The organism is Caloramator sp. (assembly GCF_020054765.1).
Classification (GTDB): domain Bacteria; phylum Bacillota; class Clostridia; order Clostridiales; family Caloramatoraceae; genus Thermobrachium; species Thermobrachium proteoclasticum.
Genome location: NZ_JAIHAO010000002.1, coordinates 96699 through 111671, shown reverse-complemented (window position 1 = coordinate 111671; position 14973 = coordinate 96699). Strand labels below are relative to the sequence as shown.

Genomic DNA, 14973 nt, shown 5'->3' with positions numbered 1-14973 from the left:
AAAGTTTTGCAAAACAAAGAGAGTAGAGACAAGCTCCACTCCCTTAAATTTTATAATTCAAACTCAACTTTTAAGCATTTGCCTATAATTTTGAAGGATTTTATATCTTTACTTTCAGTTTTTATTTCGTTATTTTGTGAAATTAATAACACCCTATTAGCATCTAACCTTTTTAGCTGTCTTATCATTCTCTTACCTTCTACTTCTATAACATAAATCAGATTTGTTTCAAGCTCAGGAGTTAAATATACCATAACCCTATCTCCCTTTGCTATTCTAAACCCCCTCATAGAATCGTCTGGTGCAATTATGTAAAATACCTTTTCAGCATTCAGCCCCTCAACCTTTTTGTCCTTAATTGGCAAATACTTGTAGTCATATATTTCCTTTAGGTATAGATCACAAACCGGTATCTTTTTCAATATACTTGAAAAGGCATCCTCCAACTGTTTATTTACCTTAACAGGCTCTCTATATTCCTTTATATTTTCAATAGGTTCATCCACCTCTTCAAAAAGTGAGTCACTTAGATTAACATTTAATACCTTTTCAACCCTTTTTATCAAATTCTCATTTGCTACTCTTTTCCCAATCTCTACATCCTGAAGAAAACCCTCTGATATTCCTAATTTCTTTGCCAATTCCTTCAACGAAAGATTCGCCTTTATTCTTTCTTGCTTTATTTTAGAGCCTACTCTACTCATAAAATCACTCCTTACGCTGCCTTATTTGTAAATAGTATAACAAATTAGCCTTTTACTGAAAAGTAAAACTATTATAACAGCTCCGAGAAAATTCTGCAAACACCATCTACAATTTTTATATATTTAGGTTCGGAATTAAAATACTCTAAATCTACCCTCCTACTTTCCTCTAAATCTTTTTTGAATAAGTCATTTACTTTCAATGTAGTATCTTTATCATAAATTACAGCATTAACCTCATAATTTAACTCAAAGCTTCGTATATCCATATTTGCTGTTCCTATAGTACAAATGGAATCATCTATTGTCATAACTTTAGAATGTACAAAGGCTTTTTTATTATAAAAATAAACCTCAACCCCACATCTTACAAGCTCCTCAAGATAAGTTTTTGATGCGTGATATACTAAAAAATGATCATATTTGCCTGGAAAAAGTATTTTAACATCTATACCACTTAATTTTGCTATTTTTAGTGCATCCATAACACTTTCGGTTGGTACAAAATATGGTGTAGTTATATAAATATTCTTCTTTGCCATATAAATCATCTTAACTATACCCTGCATTATTGAAGGATGTTCTGAGTTTGGTCCACTCTTTACAAGCTGCATTATTTTACCCTTTGACTTTTCACTTGGTGGAAAATACTTATCAAATTCCCCCTCCATAAAAAACTCTGCATCATCTATCCTTTTTACAGCCATATAATCGTCAATAAATACTCCCTGTAATCCTAATACAAAATCTCCTGTAACCTTTATATGTAAATCCTTCCACTCTCCTATCTTACCAAGTCCTCTATATTCATCTCCTATGTTCATACCACCTATAAAACCTACTTTCCCATCTATAACAGCTACCTTTCTATGATTTCTATAATTAATCTGTGTATTTATTCTTCTAAGTAGTGGAGCAAGAAAATAAGAGTATTGTACAACATCAACTCCATTCTCCCTCAAATCCTTTATATACCTTCTTGATAATTTAATAGCTCCTACTCTATCTATTATAAATCTAACCCTTACTCCCTCTTTTGACTTCTTTATGAGCAAGTCCTTTAATCTATTTCCAATATCATCCGACTTTACTATGTAATACTCTAAGTGTATATGATGTTCTGCCAGCTCTATCTCTTTAAAAAGAGCATTAAATTTATCTTCTCCATTTCCAAATATTTCAATATCATTATCAACAAACAAGGGACTATCGCTATTGTTTGCAAGAAGTTCAGCTAAATATTTATAGTCTTCCTTATCTATCCTGTTTATTACTCTATTTATCAAATCCTTAACTATCGGTGAAAACTCCTCATTTAGCTTATGCCTTTTCCAATTTCGCCCTAAAAACAAATATAATATAAACCCAAGTGGTGGAAATATAGCAATCAAAAGAAGCCACGCAATAGTTTTTTCTGGCCTTTTTCTTTCTAATATGATTATAGTTGTCAAAACAATTGTATTTATAATAATGGCAGCAGATAACAGGTTCATTCTACCACCTCCCTAAATACATTATAACAAAAAATTATTTTTTTGTTTTTAATTTATTATAGACATATAACTAATATTTTTATAAAATAAATAATGTTTTTTAAAATAAAAATAAAGGAGGACGGATAGATGAAGATAAACTTAATTGGTGTGCCTTTAAATTTAGGTGCAGACAAGCTTGGTTCAAATTTAGCTCCAAAAACATATAGAGAGGCAAATATAACAAAAATTATTAAATCTATTGGTTTTGACGTAAAGGATTGTGGTGATGTAGAAGTACTTAAAGCTACTGAAGAAGAAAAATATAAGCATCATCCAAATTTAAAGTACTTAAATGAAGTAGTTGATGCAAACACAAAGCTTGCTGAGAAAGTATATAAATCTCTATCTAATGGAGATTTTGCCCTTGTTTTAGGAGGAGATCATTCATTAGGACTTGGTAGTATTGCAGGGGCAAGTAAGGCAATTAAAAATATAGGCGTTGTTTGGATTGATGCCCACGGAGATATAAATACACATCTTACATCACCAACAGGAAATATCCACGGTATGCCACTTGCAGCATCCTTTGGAGTAGGTCACGAAGCATTAGTTAACCTATATGAAGATAAAGTTAAAGTAAAAGAAGAAAATGTATTTCATATAGCTGGTAGAGATCTTGATAAAGGTGAAATAGAGCTTATAAATAGAAGTAAAGGTCAGTTCTACACAATGGACAAGGTTAAAGAACTTGGAATAGAAAAAGTTGTAGAAGATATGTTAAACTACTTTAAAGATAGAGTGGATGCTATACACGTTAGTTTTGATTTAGACTCAATAGATTCATTGTTTGCACCAGGAACCGGTACACCAGTTGAGGACGGTCTATCTGTTGATGATGCAAAATATATTCTTGAGAGTCTTGCCTCATCAGGTATGATGTGCTCTTTAGATATAGTTGAATTAAATCCTCTTTTAGATAAAAATAACAAAACACTAAATATAGCCATTGATATAATTAAAAATACTTTAAACAAATTAAAATTGAGCCTATCAAACGAACTTTCTGCATAAAAAGTGTCGTGAAGTTTAGTACAACTTCACGACACTTTATTTGTTTTGCAATTATTCATATATTGCCTCAACCTTCATTCTTCCATCCCTACAACTATTACAAGGTACCTTTTTATCCTCACCTATTATTATTTCATATAGTGTCATAATATCCCTGCTTCCACACTTTGTGCATTTTTCCACAATGTCAACCTTTGGAAAATTCATCCAGGCAACCTCGTGTTCATCTGCAATATCCTCTAAATACCTACTTTCCCTAATAACTTCCCCACAATTCTTACATACCTTATCTACCCAAAAACCTGATATACCTCTCTTTTTTGCCTCCTCTGATACATCTCCAAGCTGATTGTAGTAGTGCTCCCTTCCTAAACTATCTACATAGAACTCCCTTCCCCATTCAACCTTGCTTTCTCTTCCGCAACAGCTGCATTTTAATAATACTGTTTTTCCCATGATATCACCCCAAAGATAAACAAATTTTCTACTAATGTTTTTATATCATAAAAATTTTGAAAATTCAATATCTTTTCTAAATATTCTAAAAATGCTATACTTATTTTTTATCCAAAATTAACTAATTATTAATGAATATTTTTATACTAAGTAGTATAATATTTTGAAAGGGAGGGGTTTGCTATGAAAGAAGAATTAAAAAATATTTTCCTTGCTGGAGTAGGTTCTGCAGCCTACACATATGAAAAGGCTACTGAACTTATCGAAAACCTTATCAAAAAAGGTCAATTGACTGTGGAAGAAGGAAAAGAATTAACCGAAGAATTAAAGAGAACTGTAAAGGAAAAAACTGAAAAGGTCTCAACTGAATTTAAACCATTAACTAAGGAAGATATGGCTGAGCTATTAAGAGAAATGAATTTTGCAACTAAATCCGAACTTGATGAATTAAAAAGAAAAATTGAAGAATTAGAATCTAAACTAAGATAAGCAAAAGGTTATAAACCTTTTGCTTTTTAAAAGGAATGATTATATGGTGAAAAAAAATACACTGCATAGATTTAGAGAAATAGTAAAAATACTTGCCAAATATGGATTTGGATATATAGTTGATAGTAAAATAAAAAATCAAACACCTTCACCCGAAAATTTAAGAAGGGCCTTTGAGGAACTTGGCCCAACTTTTATAAAAATAGGACAGATTTTAAGTACCCGTCCTGATATTCTTCCCTATGAATACATAAAGGAATTGGAAAGACTCCAGGATAATGTAATGCAAATTCCCTTCGAAGAAATTAATGACATATTTATACAAGAATTTGATGTTCCTCTTAATAGGCACTTTTCATATTTTGAAAAAAAACCTCTTGCTTCAGCCTCAATAGCTCAAGTTCATCGTGCAAAACTTTTAGATGGAAAAGAAGTTATAGTCAAGTTCCAAAGACCTAATATAGAAGAAAATATGAAGCTTGATATAGAAATACTCAAAAGAATACTACGGTTTACTAATGCTAAATTTAATGATGCCCTTATAAATCCTAAGGAAGCATTATTTGAAATTGAAGAAGCCACAAAAAAGGAACTAAACTTTATAAACGAAGCTAAAGCATTAGATAAATTTTATAACAACAATATAAATGTTAAATTTGTCTCTTGCCCATATGTTTATTGGGATTTAACAACTAAAAGAATTCTTACTATGGAATATATAGATGGAATCAAAATAGATAATATAGAAAATCTAATGGACGAAGGATATGATTTAGAGGACTTAGGCAAAAAGCTTGCTCTATCCTATTTTAAACAGATTTTTGCCGATGGTTTTTTCCACGGCGACCCCCATCCAGGTAATTTAATTGTTAAGGATAATAAAATATACTACATTGATTTTGGAATTGTCGGCTGTTTTTCAAAGGCTATGAAGGAATCGCTGAATGAAGTAATTCTTTCCATCGCCTTTAGAGACATAGATAAAATGATTTCTGCCCTTTTAAATATTGGAATTAAAAAGGGATATATAAATAGAAGTAAGCTATATGAAGATATTGATTATCTTTTTGTTAGCTACTTAACAACATCCCTTGAAAATCTTAAAATATCTCAAATGCTTGAGGAAATATTTGAAGCTGCCAAAAGAAATAACATAAGGCTTCCAAAGGATTTAACCCTTTTAATCAGAGGACTTGTAATTTTAGAGGGTGTTGTTGCAAAAATATCTCCTAATATAAAAATATTGGATATTGCAATTCCATTTGTTAAAGAACAATATCCATCAAAAATATTTCCTAACTTTAATGATTTGATATTTGAAATTATTAATTTAAACTCACAATTAAAGTCCTTACCACATAACATAAATAAGCTACTAAACAATGTCAATGCAGGCAGAACCAAAGTACAGCTTGAACACAAAAATTTATCTAAACCTATACACGAACTTAATAAAATGGTGAATCGATTAGTATTTGCAATAATAACCTCATCTTTAATCATAGGTTCTTCTTTAATATTAAACACAAATATTGGCCCAAAAATTTATGGCATATCAATACTTGGAGTTACTGGTTATATTGTAGCGGGTATTTTTGGTCTTTGGATTCTTATATCCATTTTAAGGTCTGGAAAAATCTGAGGGCTTAAGTTTAGCCCTCAGACAACTATAATATGCATTTTCTGCTTTATTTCTGGATTTGTACTATCCTTACAGCTTATAGTCAAACTTGCAATACGCGTTCCAATACAAACAGATTTCTCTAAACTATATCCACTAATTAGTCCGTAAACTGTTCCTGCAAAGAAGGAGTCTCCCGCACCTGTTGTGTCAATAACGTTAACTGGTACAATATCAACAAATCCCTCTTCATTGGCTTCTGCATCATAAAAAACAGAACCTTTTTTTCCCATTGTAACAACTATCTTTTTAAGACCATTCTTTGTAAGTTCCTTACAAGCATCTAATACTTCTTCCTTTGTCTCAAATGTCTTTTCTGCTATAAGTTCAAATTCAATGTTATTACATATTAAACAATCAAGCTTATTAAATAGATGTTTATTTCTCTTTACTACATCAAGATGTCCTATAACTGCATAAACCCTCTTATTATACCGTTTTGCTATATTTATTATCTTTTCAATGTAACTTGCTTCAAAATCAAGGTCTAATACAACACTATTACAACCCTTTATAATATCCTCAGCGTGATTATTAATTATATCATAAAGATATTTTAAGCTTGGTTGATGTGATACTGAGGCTGCTATATCTCCCTTTTCATTTAATACAACCAGCCACATACCCATACCGTCTTTATCCACAATATCAACATATTCTGTGTCGATTTTCTCGTTTTTAAGTCTTGCTAAAACCTCCATACCAAGTGCACTGTTATCAACAATTGATACAAATCTTGTCTTAAGTCCCATATAACTAAAATTTTCAACTACATTTCTTGCTACTCCACCGTGTTTAAACTTTACACTTCCTATATTAGTTCCCTTTGGATTTAACACATCTCTTGGGAAACCCTTTATATCTACAAAGACCGTACCAAATACTGCAACATCAAATGTTTTTTCCACAATATTCGCCCCTTCTTTTAAACTTCACAAAAATAAATTATATCAATTATAAAGGAATATTGCAATTATTGTCGAATTTTTTCATATGATTATTATAACACTATTTATGGAGATGATTAATATGGAACCATTTAAAGAAATAGCACAGCTTGGAAATAAAATTTTACCCATAAAGATATTTATAACAGAACTTAATCAAACGTGTACATATGTTCCACCCCACTGGCACGATTTTATAGAAATACTATATCTTTTAGAAGGAGAGGCAAAAATACAAATAAATAATTCCTATTACGATATAAAAGATGGTGAAATTGTCCTTCTAAACAACTTAGATGTACACGCAGTATATGGTTTTTCCAAATATGTTGTACTGCAATTTGATGCAAGCATAGCAACTGACATTCCTATTGAGTTTAATAAACTATTTCCCTTTAACGATGATGATAAAATAATAAAACAGGATAAAAACTACATAGATTATATAGAAACAATACGACATTATATGGAGGATATAATAAATAAATATAATAAAAAACCCCTTGGTTATGAAATTGATATTAGAGGAAGTATCTATAAAATTTTAGCCTCAATTATTGCCTACTCCCAAACAACATCTAAAAATGAAATCTCATATAAAAAGCATAAAGAAAACCTTCAAAGATTAGAAAAACTTTTAAGATATATAGATGAACACTACAACGAAAATATTACTATAAACGAAGCTGCATCAATGCTTAACTTTGCTCCTAATTATTTTTGTAGATTTTTCAAAAATACGATGGGTAAAACCTTCCTTGAATATCTTAATTTTTATAGATGCTCTAAGGCTGAAATTTTAATAAATACCACCAATAAACCCATTACAGAAATCGCGTTAATGGTAGGTTTTTCAAGTACAGCATACTTTAATAGAGTATACAAAAAATATAAGGGGCATAGCCCCTCCTATGAACGCAAAAAGATAATATTGTACAAGTAGAAGATAATATATAAATAGTTCTTTCTATTTAATTTGGCTAAAATAAAGCTGTAATTAAATAAGAAAGGATTTTGGATATGATTAAAAAAGTAAAAAATATAAACAAAAATATATTGCTATACCTATTAATCGAATTATTTATCGGAATATATTTTGGTTTCTACTCATTTTTTATAGGTCCCTTTATTTTATCTAAAGGTTTTAATGAAAGCTTTTTAGGAATTGTAACTGTTACACAAACAATAAGTTTTGCTCTATTTGCATATATAGTAGGTATATTGTCAAAACACATTAAAGATAAATACATATTTGCTTCAACAGGAATTCTATGCTTTGTATCAAGTATACTCTATATGTTTTCTAATGGTAAACTTTCAATACTAATTGCTGCATCGATATATGCAATGGGTATATCTGCAATAGTTGTAATAAAACCACCCTTTTTAATTAAAAACAGCAATGGCTTTGATACAGTTAAATTATTTAGCTTTATATTCACATACGCTACCTTTATGAATTTATTAGGTAACTACTTCTCTGGGAAAATAATAAAATTATATAATTTCAACACCACATTAATTATAATGGCTTTTTTGAGTTTATTTGCCTCCATACCTGCTTTATTTATAACTTCAATTAAAAAATCTGAAGATAGGAGCAGGAAAAACAACAAACTTAAAATAAATAAAAAAATGAAATTTATTTTACTATACACATTTTGTGGTGCCTTTGCAGTGGGAATGATAATACCCTACTATACAACCTACTTAATAAATAAAATGAATTATTCAACTGACACTGCAGCTTTTATAAATAACTTTAATATGCTTGGAAACCTTTTAGCTATGATTATTTCCCCTATAATATCTAAAAAAATTGGTCAGCTTAAGACCATAACCTTTGCAAAGTTATTATCATTCCCCTTTGTTTTATTATTTGTAATTTTAAATCCAACCTTAAATTTTGTAACCTTTTTATTATGTCTATTCTTCCTTATAAGGTCTGTGCTTATAAATGTAACTGTACCTATTGAAAACATTATTTTTATGAATGTGGTAAATGAGGAACATCAGGCTAAATTCAACAGCATAGTTGTTCTTATAGGTAACATAACAGTTTCTATATCCTCATATTTAGCAGGAAATATAATATCATATACAAAATTAGGATATTCACTAACCTTCATAATTTCTGCAACAGTATTTGTTATGCAGGCATTAGTTTTTATAGTATTTGATAAAGTAAAGGAAAGCACCTAATATTAGGTGCTTTTTACATCTCCTCTATTGAAACCACACTATATCCAAATTCCTCTATCTTTTGGATTATCTCTTTATCATCCACATTATCCACATCACAAACTGCATATTTGCCCTGCAAGTTAACCTCTATATTTGATATCCCCTTTATTTCTGATAATGCCTCCTCAACGTGTCTTACACAATGCATACAGCTCATTCCTTCAATATTAATCTTCTTTTTCATTTTTACTCCTCCTTTATCTTTTAGGCCTAAAGCCCTTTAATCTTAAAGCATTTAAAACAACAGAAACAGAACTAAAACTCATTGCAAGTGCTGCAATCATAGGATTTAACCTTGGACCACCAAATAGTACAAGCACTCCTGCTGCAACAGGTATACCTATGACATTATAGAAGAAGGCCCAGAATAAATTTTCCTTAATGTTCTTTATGGTTTTTCTGCTTAACTCTATTGCATAGGCTGCATCTAAAAGATCGCTCTTCATCAAAACAACATCTGCTGACTCTATTGCTATATCTGTACCTGAACCTATTGCCATTCCTACATCCGCCTGCACAAGGGCTGGTGCATCGTTTATTCCATCTCCAATCATTAAAACCCTTTTATTTTTGCTTTGGTATTCCTTCACTACATCTGCTTTATTTTGAGGAAGAACCTCCGCAATAAATTCGTGCACCTTAACTTCGTCTGAAATTGCCTTTGCTGTAAGGTAATTATCCCCTGTTAGCATAACAACCTTCTTTTTCATATTTTTTATTAACTCTATTGCCCTTTTGCTGTTTTCCTTTACCCTATCTGCAATTCCAATTACACCCTTAACATCTTTATCTATCGCAACTATAATTGCTGTTCTCCCAAGCTTTGAAATATCCTGTATATATTCCTCTATAATTGATATATCTATACCATATTCCTTCATAAGTTTAGTATTACCAACTAAAACTTCCCTCTCCCGAATTCTTCCATATACTCCGTGCCCTGTAATACTTTTAAAATCCTCAACATCATATATTTTTATTCCCTTATCCTTTGCATATTCATATACTGCTTCAGCAAGAGGATGTTCCGAAAGTCTCTCTATTGAGGCAGCATAGGAAATAAGCTCTTCTTCATCTATAAAAATAGGCTTTAAATCTGTAACTGAAGGCCTTCCCTCCGTTATAGTACCCGTCTTATCAAGTATAACTACATCTACCCTATGAAGCATCTCAAGTGCCTCACCTGATTTTATAAGCACCCCAAGTTCTGCCCCTTTGCCAGAGCCAACCATTATTGCTGTCGGTGTTGCAAGGCCTAAAGCACAAGGACAGGCAATCACAAGTACAGAAATAAATATAGTTAAAGAAAATACTGTATCTTTTGTACCAATATACCAAGCAACCGAAGATACTATTGCAATTAAAATAACTACAGGTACAAAATATCCAGACACTATATCAGCAAGCCTTGCAATAGGTGCCTTTTTAGACTGTGCCTCCTCAACAAGTCTAATTATTTGACTTAAAACTGTATCCTCCTTTGCCTTTGTTACCCTAAATTTTATTGAACCATTTTTATTTATACTACCTGCAAAAACATTAGATCCCTCTTCCTTAAGCTGCGGTATGCTCTCACCGGTGAGCATTGATTCATCTACTGTCGTTTTTCCTTCAATTATAACTCCATCAACAGGTATCCTCTCACCAGGACGAACTAAAACCATATCATCAACTTCTACCTCATCTGTTGGTATCTCAATTTCCCTATTATCCTTTATTATCGTAGCCATCTTTGGTGATAGATTTATAAGCTTTTCTATTGCTTCTGAAGTTCTATTTTTTGCCCTTGCCTCTAAATATTTACCAAGGAGTATTAAAGTAATTATTGTTGCTGCCGACTCAAAATATAACTCCATTGCATAATTGGTGTTTCCAATTGCTATTTGATATATAGCAAACAATCCATATATTATAGCAGCCAAAGTCCCTATTGCAATTAAGCTATCCATATTAGGCGATAGCTTAATTAAATTTCTAAATCCTACAGTATAAAACCTTCTTCCTGCATAAATTGTAGGTAAGGTAAGAATTAGTTGAACAAGTGCAAAATTTAATGGATGTTTATGATGGTGTATTATATCTGGTATTGGAAAATTAAGCATATGCCCCATTGCTATATACAAAAGAGGAATAGTAAAAGTTGCTGCAATCTTTAAATTTATTAAGGATTTATCCTCTCTTTTTTTCTCTTGCCTATTTTCTTTATCATCTTCTACTACATCATATCCAGCCCTTTTAATAATTGAATTTATCATAGATAGTCTTACCTTTGATGTGTCATACTTTACATACAGCTTCTCTAATGCAAAATTAACCTCTGCACTTAAAATACCATCTGCCTTCCCTAACACCCTCTCTATTGTCTTTGCACAGGAGGCACAAGTCATACCACTTATTTTTAAAGTAACCTCCTTTATATTCTTTAACGCGGCTCCATAACCTGCCCTTTCTACAGCTCTAATAATATCCTCTTCATTTACCTTTGTCTCATCAAACTCCACATAAAGCTCCTCTATTGCCAAGTTGACCTCTGCCTTATCAATTCCATCTAATTTTTTTACAGCTCTTTCAACAGCCCTTGAGCAGGCTGCACAGGTCATACCTGTTATTTTAAATTTATTGTTCATAAATCCACCTACCTTGTTAATTTATCAAAAACATCTATTATTTCATCTACCTTCTGTTCTCCATTATTATTTAAAAAAGCCTCCTTAACACAACTATTTAAATGGCCCTTCAAAATTAACATATTTGCCTTTTTTATCTGCTTTTCTGCTGCAATTATTTGATTTGAGATATCTATACAGTATCTTCCTTCATCTATCATTTTAAGTATTCCCTCTATTTGTCCCTTTGCGATTTTTAAATATTTTTTTGCTTCTTCTCTTTCTTTATTCATATTATCCTCCTCCCTCCCCCACCCTGTGGGGGTATATTTATAATAGCATATATATTTGTTTTTTTCAATATAATAAAAAATAACCCACATTTATATATGTGACAGATTGTTAACAAACCTAATTGTTAGCTAAAGTATAAAAAACCCCATGAAAGGATTTCAAAATGGCATATTTCATGACCTTTAGCAATTCTTAGATTTTCGACTTTGAAAAAGTCCGTAATTCGGCACAGGACGTGCCGAGCCGAGCGGCCATCAGGACGATGGCATCGCGAGGATAGGATTTTTTCAAACAAAGAAAAGCTTAGAATTGCTTAGTGAAATGAATTGATGCCCAAGAAATCCTTCATGGGGCTAATCAGTATGTAACTTTTTCAACAACCTGCCACATTTATATATGTGTGTTATTCTTTATGTACTCTGCAGAAACTTTCATAAATTCTTCTATATCACCCAAATTATTTTTTATTATGTTAAATACAAACTCATCATCTAATTCCCAATACATATGAACTAATTTATTTCTAAACTTAGCCATATTCTTTAAGTTTTTGGCAAATTCTTCATCCAATAAACCTATATTCTTTAATATTTCAAAAACATCCGCATAGGTTTCTGGTGCAGATATATTTTTATTAAATTGTTCTAAGGATATTATTCTACTTCCTATGTTTATACAAGTTTCTATAGAAAGCTGAAGATATCTTTCCGCAGCTCCCTTTAATATTTCATCAGATAAATACTCTTCCTTATTATGGGATGCAATTTTTTTTAGCATATCCATATACTTTTTTAATAACCTTAATTGGGTAATTAATTTTTCATCCATACTAAATTCCCACCTTTTTTAAAAACTCCAAATTTAAAAAATCTCGTATAGATTTTATATCTAAATAATTTGTTATAACACTTGTTTCATAATCAACAACCTTCTGCTTATCTGAAAAATATAATATTTCTTTATCCTTAATTACTCCATATTGAACGCTTAGAGGAGCTCTATTTAAACAAACTAAATCAATTTCGTCTGTCTTTAAGCATCTTACTAAATCCTCATACAGTTTTTCTTCTATTTCATTAATTATATCCTCATAGTCCTTATTTATAAGAATTGCTATATCAACATCGCTTAAAGGCGTAACTTGTCTTCTATGAACTGATCCAAATAAATATGCAACAACTATTTTATCTTTATACTGACTAAATACATTTTTTAGTTCATCTAAATTAGAATACACCTTTGAAAAATCAACCTTTTTACTTCTTATCATAAAAATCACCTACTGTATTATTTACCTTTAATATTAGCATTATAACCAATTTATGTCTATATGATAAATAGGTGGCATAGGCCACCTATTGCAGATGCTTTAGGTTTTCAAGCTGTTCCCTTCTGTGCTCCTGTTTTTCCATTGTCTTTTGTAATGTAAATTCGTCCATATTATGCTTGTTATGGTCAAGATAATGTTCTGTATAGATTAAATTCTTTTCAATATTTTCTACTTCCCTCTTGTAAAAATCATCATCTTTTCCATATGCAATTAAATTTCTTAAGTGCTTAATTTGTTCCTCTCTGTGTCTTTGAAGTTCAAGGACATATTTAATCTCATCTAAGTCAGTAATATTTGAGTGTTCCTCAAGGTGCCTTTCTGTCCTTGTATGCTTTTCAACTAAATCTATCAGCTGGTCAATTCTTCTTGCATTAACTTCCTTTAGACTGTCTTGTCCTTCACACTCATTATGATTATCCTTTATATGAGGCATATAAACACCTCCCTTTGTATCTTAATATTAGTTTGCTTCAAGTAAAGCTAAATATGTCTTTAAATTTAAATCAAATATTCCAACCTTTAACCTTAACAACATTATTTAAAATATTTGTAGCTTCTTTTATATCAATACCTCCATTTAATGATAGTATAAGACCAAGGATTGCGGATTTTGTGAGTCTCTTTGGTAAAAAATTTATATTCTGAGTACTATACCCCTCAAAATCCTTTGATATTAAATTAAACCATTTATTGTTAATTGAGAAGGCTAAATTTTTATATATCCTATACAATTCATCTATATAAAAATCTATTATCTGTACTCCTCTGGAATTTTCTGATTTAAAACAAACTATATTATTTATTTTCTTATATACCTCTAAAAGCCCTATATCTCTTTTTACAGCTTCTATGTCATTATACCCCTTTAAAATACATTCCTCTGCAAAGACATTGCAAAAACACTTAATATCCTTTACCTTTGATTTTGTTGGCCTACTTAATATTAAATTATCCCTCTCCATAAAATATAAAAAATCCTTATTCCTTTCAATAAGACTATAAAAATTTTCAATAAAACTTATATAATCAATTCCACCAAAATCCCCTTCACCATAATAGGTTAAAATATAATTTATATTGTCATACCTTTTTTTGATTTCATAAAGTATTTCTATATAGTTCATATAACACATATCCAAAAAAAGCAAATCTAAACCTTTTCTGCAATCTAAAAGAGCTTTATTTATACTATAGCTCATATCCTCTATCGGCATAACATATGGAACATCAAAGGTCAAATCTGTAATTCCTCCTACAAAGGAAAAACCGTGGGAGGCAATAACAAGAGCATTGTATTTTGCTCTACATACCTTTAATCCCCAACATATAAAATCATATAATTCCTTAGGGTGTGCCATATTTCTTTTTCCTAAATCAAAGTATTCTATATATCCATCCCTTATATGGTACCTTCTTACACCAGTCCATAAATTTTTATCATAATGTATATTTTCAAAGGGCCTTATTACCTTAATAAATTCCCTATTCTCTCTTCCAACTTCAATAAAAAGCTCAACTTCCTTTGATTTAAACCTAAGAAGGTTCTCAAAGGCATTATATATTTCAGGTTCAATTTCGTTATTTCCATCTAAATAAAAAAGAAAACATATACTCATAATACAAATTCCTTAAGCTTGCTTTATTTTATTATATGTTAACAAAATAAAAAGTCTTCT

At 30.7% G+C, this 14973-nt stretch carries 16 protein-coding genes; 5 read left to right on the top strand and 11 right to left on the bottom strand.

Going from position 1 to position 14973, the window contains the following annotated elements; genetic code table 11:
- Positions 1-50: 50 nt before the first annotated feature.
- On the bottom strand, positions 51-704 hold the full coding sequence (locus JG776_RS01475) for a LexA family transcriptional regulator (RefSeq protein ID WP_291964068.1): 654 nt from the start codon (positions 702-704) through the stop codon (positions 51-53).
- Positions 705-775: 71 nt separating this feature from the next.
- Entirely contained in the window at positions 776-2197 is a 1422-nt protein-coding gene (gene cls / locus JG776_RS01470; RefSeq protein ID WP_291964067.1) for a cardiolipin synthase, read from the bottom strand.
- Positions 2198-2326: 129 nt separating this feature from the next.
- On the opposite strand from cls, the gene rocF reads away from it, so the two are divergent.
- Positions 2327-3250 carry an arginase gene (gene rocF, locus JG776_RS01465; RefSeq protein ID WP_291964066.1) on the top strand — a complete coding sequence of 308 codons (924 nt, stop codon included), beginning with the start codon at positions 2327-2329 and terminating at the stop codon, positions 3248-3250.
- Positions 3251-3301: 51 nt separating this feature from the next.
- On the opposite strand, the gene JG776_RS01460 is transcribed toward rocF, so the two are convergent.
- A complete protein-coding gene (locus JG776_RS01460) occupies positions 3302-3706 on the bottom strand; it encodes a hypothetical protein (RefSeq protein WP_291964065.1) in 405 nt (134 codons plus the stop codon).
- A 183-nt stretch (positions 3707-3889) separates the two neighbouring features.
- On the opposite strand from JG776_RS01460, the gene JG776_RS01455 reads away from it, so the two are divergent.
- Positions 3890-4195: a phasin family protein gene (locus JG776_RS01455; protein ID WP_291964064.1), complete on the top strand. Its 306-nt coding sequence runs from the start codon at positions 3890-3892 to the stop codon at positions 4193-4195.
- 46 nt (positions 4196-4241) lie between these two features.
- Positions 4242-5837 carry an AarF/ABC1/UbiB kinase family protein gene (locus tag JG776_RS01450; protein WP_291964103.1) on the top strand — a complete coding sequence of 532 codons (1596 nt, stop codon included), beginning with the start codon at positions 4242-4244 and terminating at the stop codon, positions 5835-5837.
- 17 nt (positions 5838-5854) lie between these two features.
- Here JG776_RS01450 and JG776_RS01445 read toward each other — a convergent pair whose 3' ends face one another.
- The gene (locus JG776_RS01445; protein ID WP_291964063.1) at positions 5855-6784 is read right to left on the bottom strand and encodes a carbohydrate kinase family protein; all 930 of its coding nucleotides are present in this window, start codon (positions 6782-6784) and stop codon (positions 5855-5857) included.
- A gap of 121 nt (positions 6785-6905) precedes the next feature.
- On the opposite strand from JG776_RS01445, the gene JG776_RS01440 reads away from it, so the two are divergent.
- Positions 6906-7766, top strand: a complete 861-nt coding sequence (locus JG776_RS01440) for an AraC family transcriptional regulator (RefSeq protein WP_291964062.1) — start codon at positions 6906-6908, stop codon at positions 7764-7766.
- 77 nt (positions 7767-7843) lie between these two features.
- Positions 7844-9025: an MFS transporter gene (locus JG776_RS01435; protein ID WP_291964061.1), complete on the top strand. Its 1182-nt coding sequence runs from the start codon at positions 7844-7846 to the stop codon at positions 9023-9025.
- Between the two features lie 13 nt (positions 9026-9038).
- On the opposite strand, the gene JG776_RS01430 is transcribed toward JG776_RS01435, so the two are convergent.
- From JG776_RS01430 to JG776_RS01400, 7 genes are all read right to left on the bottom strand, one after another.
- A complete protein-coding gene (locus JG776_RS01430) occupies positions 9039-9251 on the bottom strand; it encodes a cation transporter (protein WP_291964060.1) in 213 nt (70 codons plus the stop codon).
- Between the two features lie 13 nt (positions 9252-9264).
- Positions 9265-11694 carry a heavy metal translocating P-type ATPase gene (locus tag JG776_RS01425; RefSeq protein WP_291964059.1) on the bottom strand — a complete coding sequence of 810 codons (2430 nt, stop codon included), beginning with the start codon at positions 11692-11694 and terminating at the stop codon, positions 9265-9267.
- Positions 11695-11702: 8 nt separating this feature from the next.
- Complete coding sequence (locus tag JG776_RS01420) at positions 11703-11966, bottom strand: metal-sensing transcriptional repressor (protein ID WP_291964058.1); 264 nt, start codon at positions 11964-11966, stop codon at positions 11703-11705.
- 391 nt (positions 11967-12357) lie between these two features.
- The gene (locus JG776_RS01415; protein ID WP_291964057.1) at positions 12358-12795 is read right to left on the bottom strand and encodes a DUF86 domain-containing protein; all 438 of its coding nucleotides are present in this window, start codon (positions 12793-12795) and stop codon (positions 12358-12360) included.
- Position 12796: 1 nt separating this feature from the next.
- A complete protein-coding gene (locus JG776_RS01410; RefSeq protein ID WP_291964056.1) occupies positions 12797-13237 on the bottom strand; it encodes a nucleotidyltransferase domain-containing protein in 441 nt (146 codons plus the stop codon).
- Positions 13238-13322: 85 nt separating this feature from the next.
- Positions 13323-13730 (bottom strand): hypothetical protein, encoded by a 408-nt coding sequence (locus JG776_RS01405; RefSeq protein WP_291964055.1) that lies wholly within the window; start codon positions 13728-13730, stop codon positions 13323-13325.
- Positions 13731-13800: 70 nt separating this feature from the next.
- Positions 13801-14913, bottom strand: coding sequence for a clostripain-related cysteine peptidase (locus JG776_RS01400; RefSeq protein WP_291964054.1), 1113 nt, complete (start codon positions 14911-14913; stop codon positions 13801-13803).
- Positions 14914-14973: the final 60 nt, after the last annotated feature.

Bases quoted from the DNA above. Each gene is read 5' to 3' on its own strand.
- JG776_RS01430 (WP_291964060.1), bottom strand. From the start codon at position 9,251: ATGAAAAAGAAGATTAATATTGAAGGAATGAGCTGTATGCATTGTGTA.
- JG776_RS01435 (WP_291964061.1), top strand. From the start codon at position 7,844: ATGATTAAAAAAGTAAAAAATATAAACAAAAATATATTGCTATACCTA.
- cls (WP_291964067.1), bottom strand. From the start codon at position 2,197: ATGAACCTGTTATCTGCTGCCATTATTATAAATACAATTGTTTTGACA.
- JG776_RS01400 (WP_291964054.1), bottom strand. From the start codon at position 14,913: ATGAGTATATGTTTTCTTTTTTATTTAGATGGAAATAACGAAATTGAA.
- JG776_RS01405 (WP_291964055.1), bottom strand. From the start codon at position 13,730: ATGCCTCATATAAAGGATAATCATAATGAGTGTGAAGGACAAGACAGT.
- JG776_RS01455 (WP_291964064.1), top strand. From the start codon at position 3,890: ATGAAAGAAGAATTAAAAAATATTTTCCTTGCTGGAGTAGGTTCTGCA.
- JG776_RS01415 (WP_291964057.1), bottom strand. From the start codon at position 12,795: ATGGATGAAAAATTAATTACCCAATTAAGGTTATTAAAAAAGTATATG.
- JG776_RS01425 (WP_291964059.1), bottom strand. From the start codon at position 11,694: ATGAACAATAAATTTAAAATAACAGGTATGACCTGTGCAGCCTGCTCA.
- JG776_RS01475 (WP_291964068.1), bottom strand. From the start codon at position 704: ATGAGTAGAGTAGGCTCTAAAATAAAGCAAGAAAGAATAAAGGCGAAT.
- JG776_RS01440 (WP_291964062.1), top strand. From the start codon at position 6,906: ATGGAACCATTTAAAGAAATAGCACAGCTTGGAAATAAAATTTTACCC.
- JG776_RS01420 (WP_291964058.1), bottom strand. From the start codon at position 11,966: ATGAATAAAGAAAGAGAAGAAGCAAAAAAATATTTAAAAATCGCAAAG.
- JG776_RS01460 (WP_291964065.1), bottom strand. From the start codon at position 3,706: ATGGGAAAAACAGTATTATTAAAATGCAGCTGTTGCGGAAGAGAAAGC.
- rocF (WP_291964066.1), top strand. From the start codon at position 2,327: ATGAAGATAAACTTAATTGGTGTGCCTTTAAATTTAGGTGCAGACAAG.
- JG776_RS01410 (WP_291964056.1), bottom strand. From the start codon at position 13,237: ATGATAAGAAGTAAAAAGGTTGATTTTTCAAAGGTGTATTCTAATTTA.